The sequence below is a fragment of the uncultured Turicibacter sp. genome (assembly GCF_938044715.1).
Classification (GTDB): domain Bacteria; phylum Bacillota_I; class Bacilli_A; order MOL361; family Turicibacteraceae; genus Turicibacter; species Turicibacter sanguinis.
The window spans coordinates 15,280-32,080 of record NZ_CALIOS010000079.1; the positions used below are offsets into that span (position 1 = coordinate 15,280).

At 33.8% G+C, this 16,801-nt stretch carries 16 protein-coding genes and 1 pseudogene; 16 read left to right on the forward strand and 1 reads right to left on the reverse strand.

Annotation, left to right across the window (positions count from 1 at the left end; translation table 11 throughout):
• The first annotated feature begins 157 nt into the window (after nucleotides 1-157).
• The 3 genes from glyA (at nucleotide 158) to QWC74_RS08440 (ending at nucleotide 2,513) form a co-directional block, all read left to right on the forward strand.
• Nucleotides 158-1,384 carry a serine hydroxymethyltransferase gene (glyA, locus tag QWC74_RS08430; RefSeq protein ID WP_006785884.1) on the forward strand — a complete coding sequence of 409 codons (1,227 nt, stop codon included), beginning with the start codon at nucleotides 158-160 and terminating at the stop codon, nucleotides 1,382-1,384.
• Nucleotides 1,385-1,394: 10 nt separating this feature from the next.
• Entirely contained in the window at nucleotides 1,395-2,246 is an 852-nt protein-coding gene (gene folD, locus QWC74_RS08435; protein ID WP_006785885.1) for a bifunctional methylenetetrahydrofolate dehydrogenase/methenyltetrahydrofolate cyclohydrolase FolD, read from the forward strand.
• Nucleotides 2,247-2,321: 75 nt separating this feature from the next.
• On the forward strand, nucleotides 2,322-2,513 hold the full coding sequence (locus QWC74_RS08440) for a hypothetical protein (RefSeq protein WP_006785887.1): 192 nt from the start codon (nucleotides 2,322-2,324) through the stop codon (nucleotides 2,511-2,513).
• A gap of 24 nt (nucleotides 2,514-2,537) precedes the next feature.
• Here QWC74_RS08440 and QWC74_RS08445 read toward each other — a convergent pair whose 3' ends face one another.
• Entirely contained in the window at nucleotides 2,538-2,786 is a 249-nt protein-coding gene (locus tag QWC74_RS08445; protein WP_006785888.1) for a TIGR03905 family TSCPD domain-containing protein, read from the reverse strand.
• Between the two features lie 159 nt (nucleotides 2,787-2,945).
• Between QWC74_RS08445 and QWC74_RS08450 the strand changes: the two genes are divergently transcribed.
• The 13 genes and pseudogenes from QWC74_RS08450 to QWC74_RS08515 all read left to right on the forward strand — a co-directional run bounded on the left by QWC74_RS08450 (nucleotide 2,946) and on the right by QWC74_RS08515 (nucleotide 16,724).
• The gene (locus QWC74_RS08450; RefSeq protein ID WP_055164448.1) at nucleotides 2,946-5,345 is read left to right on the forward strand and encodes a glycoside hydrolase family 31 protein; all 2,400 of its coding nucleotides are present in this window, start codon (nucleotides 2,946-2,948) and stop codon (nucleotides 5,343-5,345) included.
• Nucleotides 5,346-5,679: 334 nt separating this feature from the next.
• The gene (lysS, locus tag QWC74_RS08455; RefSeq protein ID WP_006785890.1) at nucleotides 5,680-7,167 is read left to right on the forward strand and encodes a lysine--tRNA ligase; all 1,488 of its coding nucleotides are present in this window, start codon (nucleotides 5,680-5,682) and stop codon (nucleotides 7,165-7,167) included.
• 426 nt (nucleotides 7,168-7,593) lie between these two features.
• Nucleotides 7,594-8,496: pseudogene (locus QWC74_RS14835) on the forward strand (YheC/YheD family protein).
• A 69-nt stretch (nucleotides 8,497-8,565) separates the two neighbouring features.
• Nucleotides 8,566-9,474 (forward strand): ATP-grasp domain-containing protein, encoded by a 909-nt coding sequence (locus QWC74_RS08470; RefSeq protein WP_006785893.1) that lies wholly within the window; start codon nucleotides 8,566-8,568, stop codon nucleotides 9,472-9,474.
• A 15-nt stretch (nucleotides 9,475-9,489) separates the two neighbouring features.
• Nucleotides 9,490-10,869, forward strand: a complete 1,380-nt coding sequence (locus QWC74_RS08475; protein WP_006785894.1) for a Mur ligase family protein — start codon at nucleotides 9,490-9,492, stop codon at nucleotides 10,867-10,869.
• Between the two features lie 163 nt (nucleotides 10,870-11,032).
• Complete coding sequence (locus QWC74_RS08480; protein ID WP_006785896.1) at nucleotides 11,033-11,407, forward strand: hypothetical protein; 375 nt, start codon at nucleotides 11,033-11,035, stop codon at nucleotides 11,405-11,407.
• A 242-nt stretch (nucleotides 11,408-11,649) separates the two neighbouring features.
• Complete coding sequence (locus QWC74_RS08485) at nucleotides 11,650-12,951, forward strand: alpha-amylase family glycosyl hydrolase (RefSeq protein WP_006785897.1); 1,302 nt, start codon at nucleotides 11,650-11,652, stop codon at nucleotides 12,949-12,951.
• Nucleotides 12,952-13,039: 88 nt separating this feature from the next.
• A complete protein-coding gene (locus tag QWC74_RS08490) occupies nucleotides 13,040-13,828 on the forward strand; it encodes a GNAT family N-acetyltransferase (RefSeq protein ID WP_006785899.1) in 789 nt (262 codons plus the stop codon).
• A 114-nt stretch (nucleotides 13,829-13,942) separates the two neighbouring features.
• Nucleotides 13,943-14,482 (forward strand): RNA 2',3'-cyclic phosphodiesterase, encoded by a 540-nt coding sequence (thpR, locus tag QWC74_RS08495; protein ID WP_006785900.1) that lies wholly within the window; start codon nucleotides 13,943-13,945, stop codon nucleotides 14,480-14,482.
• A 2-nt stretch (nucleotides 14,483-14,484) separates the two neighbouring features.
• Nucleotides 14,485-15,198 carry a CBS domain-containing protein gene (locus tag QWC74_RS08500; RefSeq protein WP_006785901.1) on the forward strand — a complete coding sequence of 238 codons (714 nt, stop codon included), beginning with the start codon at nucleotides 14,485-14,487 and terminating at the stop codon, nucleotides 15,196-15,198.
• A gap of 123 nt (nucleotides 15,199-15,321) precedes the next feature.
• A complete protein-coding gene (locus tag QWC74_RS08505) occupies nucleotides 15,322-15,501 on the forward strand; it encodes a hypothetical protein (protein ID WP_229040043.1) in 180 nt (59 codons plus the stop codon).
• 12 nt (nucleotides 15,502-15,513) lie between these two features.
• Entirely contained in the window at nucleotides 15,514-15,765 is a 252-nt protein-coding gene (locus QWC74_RS08510) for a spore coat protein (protein WP_006785905.1), read from the forward strand.
• A gap of 317 nt (nucleotides 15,766-16,082) precedes the next feature.
• Entirely contained in the window at nucleotides 16,083-16,724 is a 642-nt protein-coding gene (locus QWC74_RS08515) for a lactate utilization protein (protein ID WP_006785906.1), read from the forward strand.
• The last annotated feature ends 77 nt before the right edge of the window (nucleotides 16,725-16,801 follow it).

The following is a 16,801-nucleotide window of genomic DNA, read 5'->3' on the forward strand; positions in this document are numbered from 1 at the left end:
AGTGTCTGAATTGTCAGATACTTTTTTGACTTTTATAAACATTTTTGTAGTTTTCCATATACTAAAAGTGATAAAATAAAAAAATTGTATTTTAATATTATTATTTGTTGTCATATGTAATAATGACGTTATGAATAGATTAATTGGAGTGATGTGTATGAAAGATACGGCTGTAGAACAAGCCTTAAATTTAGAATTAAAGCGTCAACGTGAAAATGTTGAGTTAATTGCGTCTGAAAATTATGTTTCAGAAGAAGTGATGAAAGTTCAAGGATCAATTTTAACGAATAAATATGCTGAAGGATATCCAAGTAAACGTTACTATGGTGGATGCGAATTTGTTGATACGATTGAGGATATTGCAAGGGATCGCGCTAAGCAGTTATTTGGAGCTAAGTTTGCTAACGTGCAACCTCATTCTGGGTCTTCTGCGAATATGGGGGCATATCGTGCAGTGTTAGAGCCTGGGGCGAAAGTATTAGGTATGAATTTAAGTCACGGTGGACATTTAACTCATGGACATCCACTTAATTTCTCTGGAAAAGATTATGAGTTCTTTGAGTATGGGGTAGATAAAGAGACTGAAATGATTGATTATGAAGAAGTTCGTCGCATTGCGTTAGAAGTTAAGCCGGCATTAATTGTAGCGGGAGCATCGGCTTATCCTCGTGCGATTGATTTTAAAAAGTTCCGTGAAATTGCTGACGAAGTTGGGGCATACTTAATGGTAGATATGGCTCATATCGCAGGACTTGTGGCAGCAGGATTACATGAAAATCCAGTTCCATACGCTCATATTGTAACGACAACAACTCATAAAACGTTACGTGGTCCACGTGGTGGTATGATTTTAACGAATGATGAAGAAATTGCGACAAAACTCGATAAAGTGGTGTTTCCAGGAATTCAAGGTGGACCTTTAATGCACGTTATTGGGGCGAAAGCAGTCGCTTTTGGGGAAGCTTTGACAGAAGAATTTAATGAGTATCAATCTCAAGTCATTAAAAATGCGAAAGTGTTAGCTGAAGAACTTGCAAAACGTGGGCTTCGTATTGTATCAGGTGGAACAGATAATCACTTAATGTTAGTCGATGTTAAATCAACATTTGGATTAACAGGGAAATATGCTGAGCACTTACTTGATCGTGTTGCGATTACATGTAATAAAAATACAATCCCATTTGATACTGAAAAACCATTCATCACAAGCGGTATTCGTTTAGGAACACCAGCTGTGACAACTCGTGGATTTAAGGAAGCTGAGATGGTTGAGTTAGCAGGATATATCGCAGATGCGTTAACATATCATGAAGATGAAGCAAAATTAGATGAAATTCGTCAATCTGTTTTAGGATTAACAGGACGTTTCCCTTTATATGAATAGGAGGCAGTTTATGGCCACAATTATTGATGGAAAAAAGGTATCTGAAGATTTACGTGAGGATTTAAAAGTTCAAACAGAAAAATTTGTTGAAGAAACAGGAATTCAGCCTCATTTAGTGGTTGTGATTGTTGGAAATAATCCTGCTTCGATGACCTATGTTCGCAATAAAAAGCGTTCATGTGAAGCGGTAGGATTTAAGTCGACGGTTATCGAGTTAGCAGATACAATAACAGAAGCAGATTTATTAGCTCAAATCGATGTTTTAAATCAAGATGATTCGGTTCATGGGATTTTAGTGCAGTTGCCATTACCAAAACATATCAATGAAGATCACATCATTTCTGCGATTGATGTGAAGAAAGATGTCGATGGATTCCATCCATATCAAGTCGGATGCCTAGCATCAGGGCTTGATTCATTAAAACCATGTACACCGGCAGGTGTTATCGGATTATTGAAAGCTTATGATATCGAAATAGAAGGTCGCCATGCTGTTATCATTGGACGTAGTCATATTGTTGGAAAGCCACTTGTCCAATTATTACTTGAAGAAAATGCAACGGTAACCGTTTGTCATTCGCGTACTCAAAATTTAAGTATGTTAACGCAGATGGCAGATATTTTAATTGTTGCGATTGGGCGTCCTCATTTTGTCACAGCTGATATGGTGAAAGAAGGAGCCGTTGTTGTCGATGTTGGAATTAATCGACTTGAAACAGGAAAGCTTGTAGGAGATGTTGATTTTGATACAGTTGAACCGAAAGCTTCTTATATTACACCTGTTCCGGGTGGAGTTGGACCGATGACGATTACGATGTTATTATTTAACACATTAAAAGCTGCAAAGGGTTTCACAAAATAAGAAAAAAGGCGATGTTTTGGTGACATCGCCTTTTTAAATTGATAAAATAGAGAAAAAGAAGCGGGGATGATGGTTATGGATTTTAAACGAATTAATATGATTTTAAGTGTTTTTTGGCTATTAGCATCGATTGGAATTATTTATTTAGATGTTAAACAAGTCATTAGTTTGACTCGTAATACAGGGTTATTCTTTGGGGTAGTTATTGTCATGTTTTTATCATTTCAAGTGGTTAAAATTTTTGAAAAAAGAGCATCGCAAAAGTAAAAGCTGTATCGTAAGATACAGCTTTTATTTTTGTTCTAAGTATTGTTCCAACGCTTTTGCAAGCTGATCAGGACATGAAGTTTCTTTTGTACGGCAAGGAATTCCTTTTAGTTTTTGGATAGCTTCTTCTACGTTCATTCCTTTAACTAAAGAAGAGATTCCGATTAAGTTTCCTGGACATCCACCAATGAAATTAACTGATTTAATTTTATTATCTTCAATTTCAAATTGAATTTCTTTTGAACATACGCCACTTGTTTGATAAGTTTCCATAATAATCCCCCTACTTTCCAAATTGTTACAGATATTATAGCAGTCAAGTCTTTCGAAAGCAATATTCAAATCAGGTGAATCGTTTCAAGAAACCCCTTGCAAATTGTTATGAATCGTCTTATAATGAGGACGATTCGAAATACAAGGGGGGCAACACATATGGAAACTTACATTGAAAAACATTTTAAAATGGATTTTAAACCAATGGCAAATGAGGGGGCTGTTTTTCAGGGAGCATGTTATCGAATTGCATTTTTAACATCTCGTATTGTTCGTTTAGAATACTCACTGACAGGTTGCTTTGAGGATCGCCCAAGTCAAACATTTTGGTATCGCGAACAGGAAGTCCCAGCACTTTCTGTTAAAGAAGATGAACATATATTAGAAGTTGTAACGGATCATTTAAGATTAAAATATTTAAAAGAACAACCATTTAGTGGGGATACCCTATCAATTGAATTAAAATATTCTTGTCAAATTTGGCGTTATGGAACTGAAGAACAGACAAACTTAGGTGGAACAGCGAGAACTTTGGATGCTGTTGATGGTGCCTTAAAACTTGAAAAAGGTTTAAATTCACGCGAGGGATATGTCATCATTGATGATTCAAAATCACTTGTGTTTAACGAAGCGTCTTGGTTAGAACCAAGAACAACGAATTCAACGGATCTTTATTTCTTTGGATATGGGACTGCCTACAAAGAATGTATTGCAGATTATTGTAAGTTAACAGGGCGCACTCAATTATTACCACGATATGCACTTGGTAACTGGTGGAGTCGTTATTGGGAATATTCAGATACAGAACTAGAGGGGTTAATGAATCGTTTTGAATCTGAGGGAATCCCATTATCGGTTTGTATTATTGATATGGACTGGCACAATGTAAATATTGATCCGAAGTACGGTAGTGGATGGACGGGCTATACCTGGAATAAAAACTTATTCAAAGACCCTAAAGCATTTATGACTTGGTTACATGATAAGGGGTTAAGAACGTCACTTAATTTACACCCCGCTGATGGAATTCGTGGTCATGAAGATTGTTATGAAAGTGTTGCTAAGTATATGGGAGTTGATGTTTCCTCGGAACAACCTGTGCCATTTGATATTTCAAGTCCTAAGTTTATGAAAGCCTATTTTGAGAAAGTTCATCATCCACTTGAGGACGAAGGCGTTGATTTTTGGTGGATTGACTGGCAACAGGGAACGAATTCTTCGATGAAGGGATTAGATCCATTATATTTCTTAAACCACTTGCATTATTATGATTTAGGTCGTGATGGATCGAAACGTCCATTTACGTTCTCTCGTTGGCCAGGTCTTGGAGGTCATCGTTATCCAATTGGTTTCTCAGGTGATACGGTTGTGACTTGGGATTCGCTTGCGTATCAGCCATACTTTACGTCAACAGCCGCAAATGTTGCGTATGGATGGTGGAGCCACGATATCGGAGGTCATTTTATGGGAATCGATGATTCTGAGTTGTATGCTCGTTGGGTGCAATATGGGGTGTTTAGTCCGATTAATCGACTTCATACATCAAAAGGAATCTTTAATCGACGAGAACCTTGGCGTCATTCTCATGAAGCGTATGAGGTGGCGAAATCGTTCTTAAATCTTCGTCATCAATTAGTACCTTATATTTATACGATGTCATACCGCAATATGACGGAGTCTTTACCGTTTATTACGCCGATGTATTTTGAGCATCCGCATGATGGAAAAGCATATGAGTATAAAGATCAATATTATTATGGTAGTGAGTTAATGGTGGCACCATTTACCGCGCCACGTAGTAAAGTTTTAAATCGTACGTTTAAAGAGGTTTGGTTACCACGCGGTCAGTGGTTTGATTTCTTCACAGGTGAGGCGTACCGTGGAGATAATATTTATGCGATGTACGGTAAACTTGAAGAGATTCCGGTATTCGCCAAGGCAGGAGCCATTGTTCCAATGGCCAAACTAGAACAAACAAATCAGATTGATAATCCAGAGCATTTAGAGTTAGTTGTATTTGGTGGAGCTAGTAATTCATTCACGATGTACGAAGATGATGGTATTAGTCGTGAGTATGAAGCGGGACACAGTGTATTAACGACTTTTGATTTAGAAGCATCAGATACTAAATTGATATTTAAGATTAATGAACCCGTTGGTGATTTAAATGTGATTCCAGTAAATCGTCAGTATACAGTGAAGTTTAGAGGTGTAGCATCAGACTGTGAATGTTTCTTGAATGGTGAAGAATCAGACTTTAATTATGATGTAGTTACAAGAACTTTATCAGTAACGGTTGATTCTGCTGATAGTATTATCGAAGTTCGTCATCAAGATTTATATCATCAAGAAATTGATGTTGATCAATTAATCTTTGAATTAGTTCAAGATGCGACTATTATCATGGATGAAAAGCAACGTTTTGAACACTGGTCATATGGAATTTTAGGCACGAATCTTTCTCTTGAAGAGAAAATGATGAGAGTTCTGGCAATGCCAGTCAATGATGAGGTTCGTCGTGCTGTGTTAGCTATTTTAACGAAAGCTTTGATGAAGTAGTTATATTAGTCTCAATAAGGTTGCAAGAGAAAAAAATTTTCCTGGCTGGTGTGTGTATTCTAGTAATTATTTCTTGGCATTAAAGTATTTGAATTACTAGATTGTGTTTTGTGATAGAGTTAGAGTTTGAAGTTTTATAAATTGAGGAGGAGGTAGTACCAAAGGTACTACCTTTTAAATTTCCGATATTTGGGAAACGATATTCAATGAATTGAATATAATTTTTGAAAAACGTCAATAATTAATACAAAATGTACTTTTTCGTGGAATCGTACACTTTAGCGTGTTATAATGAAATAATGAAAAAATAGCTTATATAGATGGAGTGATTCAGATGTCGACAACTGAAATCAACGATCAATTACAAGTTAGACGTGACAAAATGGAAGACTTACGTCAACACGGAATTGATCCATTTGGACAACGATTCAATCGTACTCATTTATCTTCACAATTAGTTGAAGAGTTTGGAGAATTTTCTAAAGAAGAATTAGAGGAAAAAAATATTGAAGTAGCAATCGCTGGACGTATCCGCACTAAACGTGGAAAAGGAAAAGCTGGTTTTGCACATATTCAAGATATTAAAGGGCAAGTTCAAATTTATGTTCGTCAAGATGCTGTAGGTGAAGAAGCTTATGCATTCTTCGATAAAGCAGACTTAGGTGACATTGTTGGAGTACGCGGTGTTGTATTCAAAACTAAAGTTGGTGAGTTATCAATTAAAGTTAAAGAGTATACGCCATTAACAAAAGCATTACGCCCATTACCAGAAAAATATCATGGATTAACTGACGTTGAAGAGCGTTACCGCCGTCGTTATGTTGATTTAATTATGAATGAAGAAAGTAAACAAACTTTCATCACTCGTACTCGTATTATTACTGCAATGCGCCGTTATTTAGATAATTTAGGATATTTAGAAGTTGAAACTCCAATTTTACACACAACATTAGGTGGAGCAGCAGCTCGCCCATTTGAAACTCATCACAATGCATTAGATATGCCTTTATATTTACGTATTGCAACTGAGTTACACTTAAAACGTTTATTAGTTGGTGGACTTGAAAAAGTTTATGAAATCGGACGTATCTTCCGTAATGAAGGAATCTCTGTTCGCCATAACCCAGAGTTTACATCAATTGAGTTATATGAAGCTTATGGTGATATGGAAACAATGATGGACTTAACTGAGAACATGATTGCCTCTATTGCACAAGAAGTTTTAGGAACAACTACTGTACCTTACGGTGGACATGAAATTAACTTAGCAGTTGGATGGAAACGTTGGCACATGGTTGATGCGATTAAAGAGATTACAGGTGTTGATTTCTTTAAAGAAATGACATTTGAAGAAGCAAAAGCTATCGCAAAAGAACACAATGTTGAAGTACCTACTCACTTTACAGGTGTTGGACATATCATCAATGCATTCTTCGAAGAATTCGTTGAAGATAAAATTGTTCAACCAACGTTTATTTATGGACATCCGGTGGAAGTTTCTCCACTTGCTAAGAAAAATGCAAAAGATCCACGTTTCACTGATCGTTTTGAATTCTTTATTGATGGACGTGAATATGGAAATGCCTTCACTGAGTTAAATGATCCAATTGATCAAAAAGAACGTTTTGAAGCGCAATTAGCTGAAAAAGAATTAGGAAATGATGAAGCATCTGAAATGGATGTTGACTACATCGAAGCATTAGAATATGGTATGCCACCTGCAGGAGGACTTGGAATTGGTATCGATCGCTTAGTTATGTTATTAACTAACTCTCCATCAATCCGTGACGTATTATTATTCCCAACAATGCGTAAAAAATAATAGATTATATAAGACTGCATCGAAATCGATGCAGTCTTTTTTTATTTAATGTAAAACTATGTCTAAAAATAGGATTAAATTAATTGAATTAAAAGTGCTGAGAATCTAAAAGCTCTACTCTTAATAAGAGGCTATAGATTTATATTGAGGTCAAATGTTACTGTGACATAACCACAGGTACTATTTTCTTTATCGACGTGACTAATTGAATCAGATAATCATATGATAAAGAAGATATAAAATAAATACTCTTTATTAAGAGGGGGACATAAAATGATATTAATTGGTTTTTTACACCAGTGTAGAAATCCTAGACATGTTGTAAAGGCATATGCCTTTGCAAGTGTGGCAAAAGCAGAAGGAGTAGAGTTACTATATTTTTCTCCTAAACAAGTCAATTTTAAAAAACATACGATATCTGGATATATGTATGAAAATGGTGATTGGCACAAAGTTGAAAGTAGATTTCCAGATGTAATTTATAATACGGGAAGTCCAGAAAAGCTTGCTAATTATAAAGAAATCATTGAACAATTACAATCTGAAATTCCATTTACGACTTATTCAATTGGAAATAAAATGAGCGTTTATAAACGTTTAAAAGAAGCAGGGGAATTTACTAATCATTTGATTCCATCTGAAATTATTAGTAATACAAATGAGTTTTTTGATTTTTTGAATATGTACTCAAAGGTTGTCTTTAAACCTCAAGATGGTCATAAAGGGGAAGGTATTATCTATATTGAAAAAATGGGAAATTTATATAAAGTTAATCGCGATAAAAGAAACAAAATTGCTAACTACTATGAACTTGAAAATTATATTTCCACCTGTCTAAAAGAATAATCTTATCTAGCACAACCTTATATTAACTCAAAAACTAAAAATGGAATTAATTTTGATTTAAGATTACATGTTCAAAAAAATGGAAGCGGGGAATGGGTGGTTACTACTATTTATCCACGCTTTTCGTTAACTGATAGTATTGTAACAAATATCAACAGTGGTGGTGCAACTAATTATTTGATTCCTTTTTTAAAACAAGAAGATCCAGAGTGCACTTATGATATGGAACGATATCTTGAAGTCTTTGCCTTGCAACTGGCTAGACACCTAGATCAACTCCAAATGGAAAAATATAATGAAACTCTTGATGAAATTGGAATTGATATTGGACTAGATGATATGAAAAAAATATGGATTTATGAAGTGAATTGGCGTCCTGGGTGTCCACCTGCATTCTATTTAGAGCTGGATGTAGTAAAAAATACGATTCATTATGCTATATTTCTAGCAAATAAAAACAAATTAAATTCTACGAGTGATTAGTAGAGGGTAACACAATTATCGCTATAATGGAGATTGATGTTAAAACGTTAATTACTGTAATTATTAGATATGGAAAATAAAATTAAATCAAGAGAAGTTTTAGCAAGGACTTCTTATGTTCCACAATTTATTGAAATAGACAGTAGTAGTACTATAGATGATGAAACCATTACATCTTATTTACCAGCCGTTGTTAAATGTCCAACCTCAACCGGATCTAAAGATGTATTGAAAATTAGCAATCTAGATGATTACAAACAAAAAAGTGAAATGTTATTTTCTAAATATCCAAATGATCCTATTATTTTAGAAGAGTTTCTCGAGGGGCCTCAATACTTAGTCGAATGTTTTGTAAAGGATTCTAGTGTTCATATTGTCGCAATTTTTGAACAAATAGTGACTGATACTCAACGTTTTATAATAACAGCGTATAACTTAATCTTAACGGATGATACTGCTTTTGAAGAAAAATTAAAAAAAGCTGTTGTGGAAATCATTCAAATACATGGTATGACAAATGGAACTTGCCATCTTGAGATGAGACTAGTTAAGGATAACTGGAAGTTGATTGAGATAAATCCTCGTATTTCAGGTGGCGGTATGAATAATATGATAAAAGCAGGATTTGGAATTAACTATGTTGAAGAAACATTAAAATTTGCTCTAGGTTTTCAGCCTAACTTGCATCCAAAATATAGAAAACATGTCTATTGCCAACATATTATCATAAATGAAGAAGGTGTTTTAGTAAAAGTAACTGGGAAAAAAAGAGCACTTAATTCACCACACGTTGAATATGTTTATGTAAAACCTAAAAAAAGTGCTTATCTAATACCACCGCAATCTATGGGGGATCGGTATGCGTATGTTATTGCAACTGGACGAACGGAAATCGAAGCCAAAAAGAATGCTTTACAAGCAGCTTCAGAAATAAAATTTATTATATCAAATTCATCAGATGATGAAAGCAATAATTGATTTAGGGGGAAAAAATTGAAAGCTCATACACTTGGAAAAATATTAACAGTCATTAAAGGAACAATTATTCAAGGAAATTCTGATATCTTAATCAAAGATGTGGCTAGATATTATGAACACATCGAACAGCCCAATACATTATTATTCTTAGTTCAGCATCGAAATATTGATTTTAAACGTATAGCTCAATATTGCCCATGTGCGGTAGTGGTTGACCGTGAAGTCAAAGAATTAAAAAAAATTTCTGGTTGTATAGTCATTAGAGTTTCGGATATTGATGATGCATATGATGCGTTCATCCATTTTTATCGCCAATTATTTGATATTCCTGTTGTTGCGGTAACAGGAACTTCAGGTAAAACGACCACTAAAGATATGATCAAACATATCTTAAGTACTTGGTATAAGGTTGAAGGAACAGTTCGCTCCGCAAATGGAAATCCTAGAAACTTAATTTATCTTTTACGAATTGATGATTCTATTCAGGCAGCTGTTTATGAGTCAGCTGTGGGAGCACCAGGAGATATTACATATACTTGTAGTCATTTTTTGCCTAATATCGGGATTATCACGAATATTGGAATTGACCATTTAGAGAGATGTAAAACTTTACAAGGTTATATTAATGCAAAAGCTGAAATGGTTTCTGTTATTCCTGAAGGTGGAACGCTAATATTAAATGCGGATGATGAAAAAATAAAAACAATAGATACATCAAAATGTAAAGGAAATATCATCTATTTTGGGATTGATACTCCGTGTTTATTCCAAGCGTCTAATATTACTTATGGAAATAATGGAATGAACTTTACTTTAACTTTAAATAAAATGAAGTATCAAATTTTTGTTCCTGGTTATGGAAAGCATCAAGTTTATAATGCTTTAGCAGATTTAGCTGCAACACACGAAATGGGAATTGGAATTACTCAGGCTGCTCAAGCATTGTCTAGTTTTAAATTACTTATGAATCATTGTGAAATCAAAAAAGGATTAAATCAAGCTACAATAATTGATGATACTTGGAATATAAATACAGCTTCTTTGAAGGCAGCAATGAATACTTTATGCGAATTAAATCAACAACATAAAAAAGTTGCATTAATTGGCCATATTAAACAGTTAGGAGAGCACTCAGCGGACTATCATAAAGAAGTTGGAAAAATGATAGCTAAATTTAACATTGATTATCTAATTACAATTGGAGATCTTGCTAATAATATAGCTACTGAATGTTCATTGAATGGATTCCATGGTAAGGTCTTTCAGTTTGAACAAACAGAAGGTGTCTATGAATTATTATCTGATATCCTTAATGAAGAAACAACTTTGCTCATTAAATGTTCTATGTTTGACTACGATATCAAGGAATTAACAGAACAAATTATTAAGGGTTAGTTTTTGTCATCTTTGTTATCCACAGTTTTTAAAAAAAACAAACTATGGATAACTTATATAACCGGTTACCTAGAAAATGTTAGCCCTTCTATTTAATCTGTCGATATGTTATGATTAGACTATATTCAGTATTGTATGGGTTGAGAGAGGATGACATAAGAACATGATTTTTGCATTAGTCGTTTTTCCAATTGTCTTTTTTATTATAGGATTTGTGTTTAAATTATTTAAACCCCATTATCGACCAATTGAGTTTGTTTTAGTGAATACTGTATTATCCGTGTTAGCTTTGATGCTTTCGTTTGGAAGTTCGTTGTTTTACACGATTCCGTATTTCATTAAAATGTCTTTAATTCATATTGCAATTAATTTTGTGTTTGCGTTTATGGGAGTTTTAACATATAAGCTTTATGAGATATTTAAAGAGAAATTCCCAATGCTAGGTGGATTTACTCAAATTATTACAATGCTTGCTTTAATTTCGATTATGGTGACATTTAGTTTTACAATTCAATTTGTTATTACATTAATGTATTAAAAAAATCAGGTTTAGCCTGATTTTTTTTTATGCTATCTATTGCTTTATCCACAGATTTATATAAAGAGTTCTCTTTGTATTAAGTCGAATTTTTTCCGTTAGTTTCATTATTATTGCATGAAAAAGAGTTGTATAACGTAACCCATTACAAGGTGAAAGTTTAGTTCCTTTCGACAGGCTTTTTACTAGTGGCAGTGTATATTAAGGGTGATTAACATTATTTATTTTAGGGGGAATGAGGCATGGCAATAGATACACCGAAATCATTACGACAAATGGTTATTTATCAAGTGTATAATCGAAATCACAATGCAAGTGGAACGTTCAATGAATTAATTGAAGATTTAGATCGCATTAAAAATTTAGGAGTCGATATTTTATATTTATTGCCGATTCATCCGATTGGTCAAAAAGATAAAAAAGGTGAGCTCGGATGTCCTTATTCAATTCAAAATTATCGTGAAGTAAATCCTGAGTATGGAACGTTAGATGATTTTAAACGTCTAATTGAAGCGACTCATGAACATGGAATGAAGTTGATGATTGATGTTGTGTTTAATCATACGTCACGCGATTCCCATTTACTTAACACACATCCAGAGTGGTTTTATAAAAATGAAGATGGGAACTTCGCAAATCGTGTCGGAGATTGGTCCGATATTACAGATTTAGATTATTCAAAAGGTGAAGAGTTATGGGCAGAACTTTTAGATACTCTTGAATACTGGGCTAGTCTTGGTGTAGATGGGTATCGATGTGATGTAGCATCGCTCGTTCCTATTGAATTTTGGGTACGCGCTAGAAAAGAGATTGCAAAGATTAATCCAAACTTTATCTGGCTTGCAGAAAGTGTACATATTGGATTTGTGAACTATATCCGTTCACTTGGATATGAAGCGGCAAGTGATAGCGAGGTTTATCAAGCATTTGATATCTGCTATGACTATGATGTTTTTGAGGAGTATCAAGGTTATTTACGTGGCAAAAATTCATTGAATGCATACATTGATCGTGTTGCGATGCAAGAAGGTATTTATCCGGATAATTATGTGAAGCTTCGTTGTTTAGAAAATCATGATCAAGACCGCGCAGCTACACTGATTCCCAATATCGATCAACTCTTTACTTGGACAGCTTTCACGTATCTTCAAAAAGGAACAACGATGATTTATGCGGGGCAAGAGGCTCTTGATACGAATCGACCAAGTTTATTTGATATCGATAAAGTGAATTGGAGTCGTTACAATGAACACGGCCTTGCTGATTATATGAAGCAGTTAAGTGAGTTAAAGCATGACGCTATTATGGCAGAGGGATTTTATCGAATTCAAACAGGCGATGTAGCTGATACTGTTATCTTATCTTATGAAACAAGTTATAAGACACGTGTTGCAATCTTTAATTTTTCTAGTAAATCAGGTGTCGTATCAATTGAGATTGCAGATGGCATCTATAAAGATTGCTTAACTAATAAAGAGGTTGTTGTGCAAGATGGAAAAGTTCAATTAGATGTACGTGCGATTGTGTTTGATATAGCTAAATAAGTTATGGAATAAAATGTAATTTGATTCTTTCTTATTATGATGAATCCTGTTATAATGCTTTTAATATCTATGAAGGGGATGAAACATAATGATAAGACAATTAACTGAGGGAGATAGAATAAAGACACTTGCTTTTTTAAGTAAAAATCCAGGATTAAATTTATTTCAAATTGGGGATATTGAAAATTTTGGATTTGATTCTGATATTCAAACGGTGTGGGGAAGCTTTAATGAAAATGATGAGTTAAATGGTGTTTTACTTCGTTATCGTGAGAACTTTATTCCATATTTTGAGGATTTAGATTTTAATGTAGAGGGATTTAAGTCGATTATTAAAACTAATGACTGCGCAAAAATTATTTCAGGTGAAAAAGTTATTGCTGATCAATTTACTGATTGTTTTGAACAGGCAGAAGTGCGAGAAATGTATTTTTGTGAGTTAATAGATGATTCGTTTTTAGAAGAGGTTTTAGTTGAGATTAAAGAAGCAAGTTGTGAGGATGCTAGACGTATTTTAGATTTGTTAGTGACGATTGAAGAGTTTTCTGGAACGTTTAGGTCAACAGATGAGATCTGTCGTAAAATCGAAAGTCGTTCAGGACGTGTTTATTTTATTGAAAATGAAGCAAAAGATGTGGTTTGTAATGTGCAAACAGCAGCTGAGAATTCGAAGTCGGCTATGGTTGTAGCCGTTGCTACACACAAAGATTATCGAAAACGTGGATTTATGGCGCAATGTTTATCAAAATTATGCCGTGATTTATTAAATGAGAATAAGACACTTTGTTTATTTTATGATAATCCTGAGGCTGGAGCAGTTTATCATAAATTAGGGTTTAAGACGATTGGAAAATGGAAGATGATTGTTTGTAAATAAATATTGGAAAGGGAACCGTTACTTAAAATTTCAGGTTCCTTTTTCGCTATTTTTTGAAATATTTCTACACGATTTGGTATATCCTATTAGAAAAGAACAATATTAGGTGACGATATGAAGAGATTATTTATAGGTGTAAAGTTTTCAGATGATGTGAATGATTATTTTCAGACGTCTCAGTTGATGGTTGAGAAATATTGTGAACGAGCAAATTATACGAGATATGATAATTTTCATTTAACATTAAGATTTCTAGGGATGATAGAGGAGTCTAAAGTTCCAGAGATTGTTCAGATTATCAAAGATTTAGAGGTTCAACGTATGAAGTTATTTTTCGATCACATTGGTTTTTTTAATAAAAAGGGACGGTATGTGATTTATATGGGATGTCAGCCGGCTGTTGAATTGACGGATTATGTCATGAAATTAAATGATAAATTAGTAAAACATTCGTTGATTGAGAAAGATGAGCAGATTTATACACCACATATTACACTGTGTCGTCATTCTAAACTTTTAGTGCCACTGGTTGATATTTCACGTGGGATAACGATTGAACGACAGGCTGAGATTTTGAATGTGACATTATTTGAAAGTATAAATGTTGATGGGACTTTAATGTATCGTCCACTTTTTAAACGGGAGTTGGTTTAAGTATGGCACAGCAAGCTGGTTATTTAGAGTTTATTGAATCTTTCAATCATATCCATAAGTATTTGAAGAAATATACGAATTCAGATGATAATGTTTCGTTTAGTGATTTACTTTATAAGGCGAAAAGTCATCCGATGATTGAGCGTTATATGGATGAGTTACATTTATTTAGAAAACTTCGAAATATTATTGTTCATCAAACGGATGATTTTGAGTCGGTCATCGCAACGCCATCTGATGAGACAGTCGAAAGAATGAAGTTCATTGAACAACAGTTGGTGGATCCGGCCGATTTAACTGTATTTAAAAGTGAGGTTGTAAAGTTTTTGATGACGGATACACTGCATACGGTTTTAAAGACATCAGCTGAAAAAGAATTTTCAAAATTTCCAATTTATGAAGGAAATGAATTTATGGGATTGGTAACTTCTCGGGCAGTGACGAAATGGTTACAAAAGCATATTGAGAATAATAATATTGAATTGGATGGCACAATGAAAGATATTTTAGATTATGAGAAAAAGTCTCAGTATGAGTTTGTAAAGGAAAGTATGACAGTTTATGATGCGTGGCAGTTATTTCAAAAGTCACCCAAAAAATTAGATGCTTTATTATTAACGACAACAGGAGATAAAAGTGGTGAGATTGAAGCAGTTATTACATATGATGATTTGTTGAAATATATTTATACGAATGATCAATATGTATTTAATTAATAAAATAACTGGCCTCATAAAAATTAAAAGTAATAAAAGTTAATGTTTTGATAATAAAATCTCAGCGTGCATAACCTATCTTCATTGATAAATAATAAATATAAGTTGATTGGAGGTGATATGATGAGTCCAAAAGAACTTTTATATATTCAAGATGCACTGGGGCATGCTCAACATATGGAGAAAAAATGTCGTGAATGTGCATCACAACTTTCAAATGAAGATTTGAAACAGTTAGTTGAAAAAATAGCCAATAAACAAAAAATGATTTTTGATCAATTTTATCAATTATTAAATCAATAAGGAGGGTATAGTATGAACGAAAGAGATCTTATGGAAGATGTTCTTTTAGTGTTAAAAGGTGCGGCAGATTTATACTTACATGGAACAATTGAGTCATCAACATTAAATGTACATACTACTTTTGAGAAGGTTTTAAATGATACACTTTGTATGCAAAATGAAGTTTATGCTGCAATGGCACAAAAAGGCTGGTATCCATCACAGGCAGCTGACCAACAGCAAATTGAACAAGTTAAACAAAAATTTGCTCCAAATGCACAGTAACTTTAAAAAAGTCATGAAGTAAAAAATTTTTCTGATTAGAAGTAATGCGAAGAATTTAAGAAAGTATTAATCCTTCTCATTAGGTTTCAGTTAACTGAAATTTTATTGGGAGAAATTGATTTAAAATATAGTATAGATTAAATTAAGACACTTTTACGGTGTCTTTTTTTATGTGAATCGAATTTTTTATAAAGTATTGATTCAATTAGAAAAGATATGGATTTGTAATGATAATAATTAACATGACTTTTTGCTCTTGCCAAAAATACGTTTTGTGGGTATGTTAAAGGTGTAAAGGTAAACAGGAGGAATTTTATATGAATGAGTTTGTAAATGAAGTGATGATAAAGCGAGTAGAACGGACAATGAAGGCTTTAGAGGCTCATTGTATGAATCCGATGTTTGTTAAGACACGTGAGGAAGCACTAATGTTGGTCAAATCGATGCTAAGTGAAGGTGACAAAATCGGAGTAGGTGGGTCAGTAACGTTGAATGAAGTGGGAATTATGCAAGAACTTCAAAGCGGTAAATATGATTTTATTGCAACTCAAGAAGCTAATTTGACAAATGAAGAGCGTCATTCACGTTATCGTGAATGTTTTATGGCGGATGTTTATTTGAGTAGTGCGAATGCGATTACAGAGGATGGTTTTTTATATAATGTGGATGGACGTAGTAATCGTGTAGCAGCACTACTTTATGGTCCGAATAAGGTGATTATTGTAGCGGGTGTGAATAAGATTGTCCGTGATTTAGACGCGGCGATTAAAAGAAATCGTGAGGTGGCAGCTCCAGCGAATGCCCTTCGTTTAAATAAGAAAACACCGTGTGCTAAAACGTTAAGATGTAGTGATTGTAAAAGTTTAGAACGAATTTGTCGAAATTACGTACTGATGGGACCGCAAGGATTTAAGGATCGTGTTCATGTTATTTTAGTCAATGAGCATTTAGGATTTTAAGGATAGAATATTCGCCGTTATCTCTCAAATTCTCCTATGTATTTGTTTGCGAGAGGTTAGTATAATAATAGCTATGT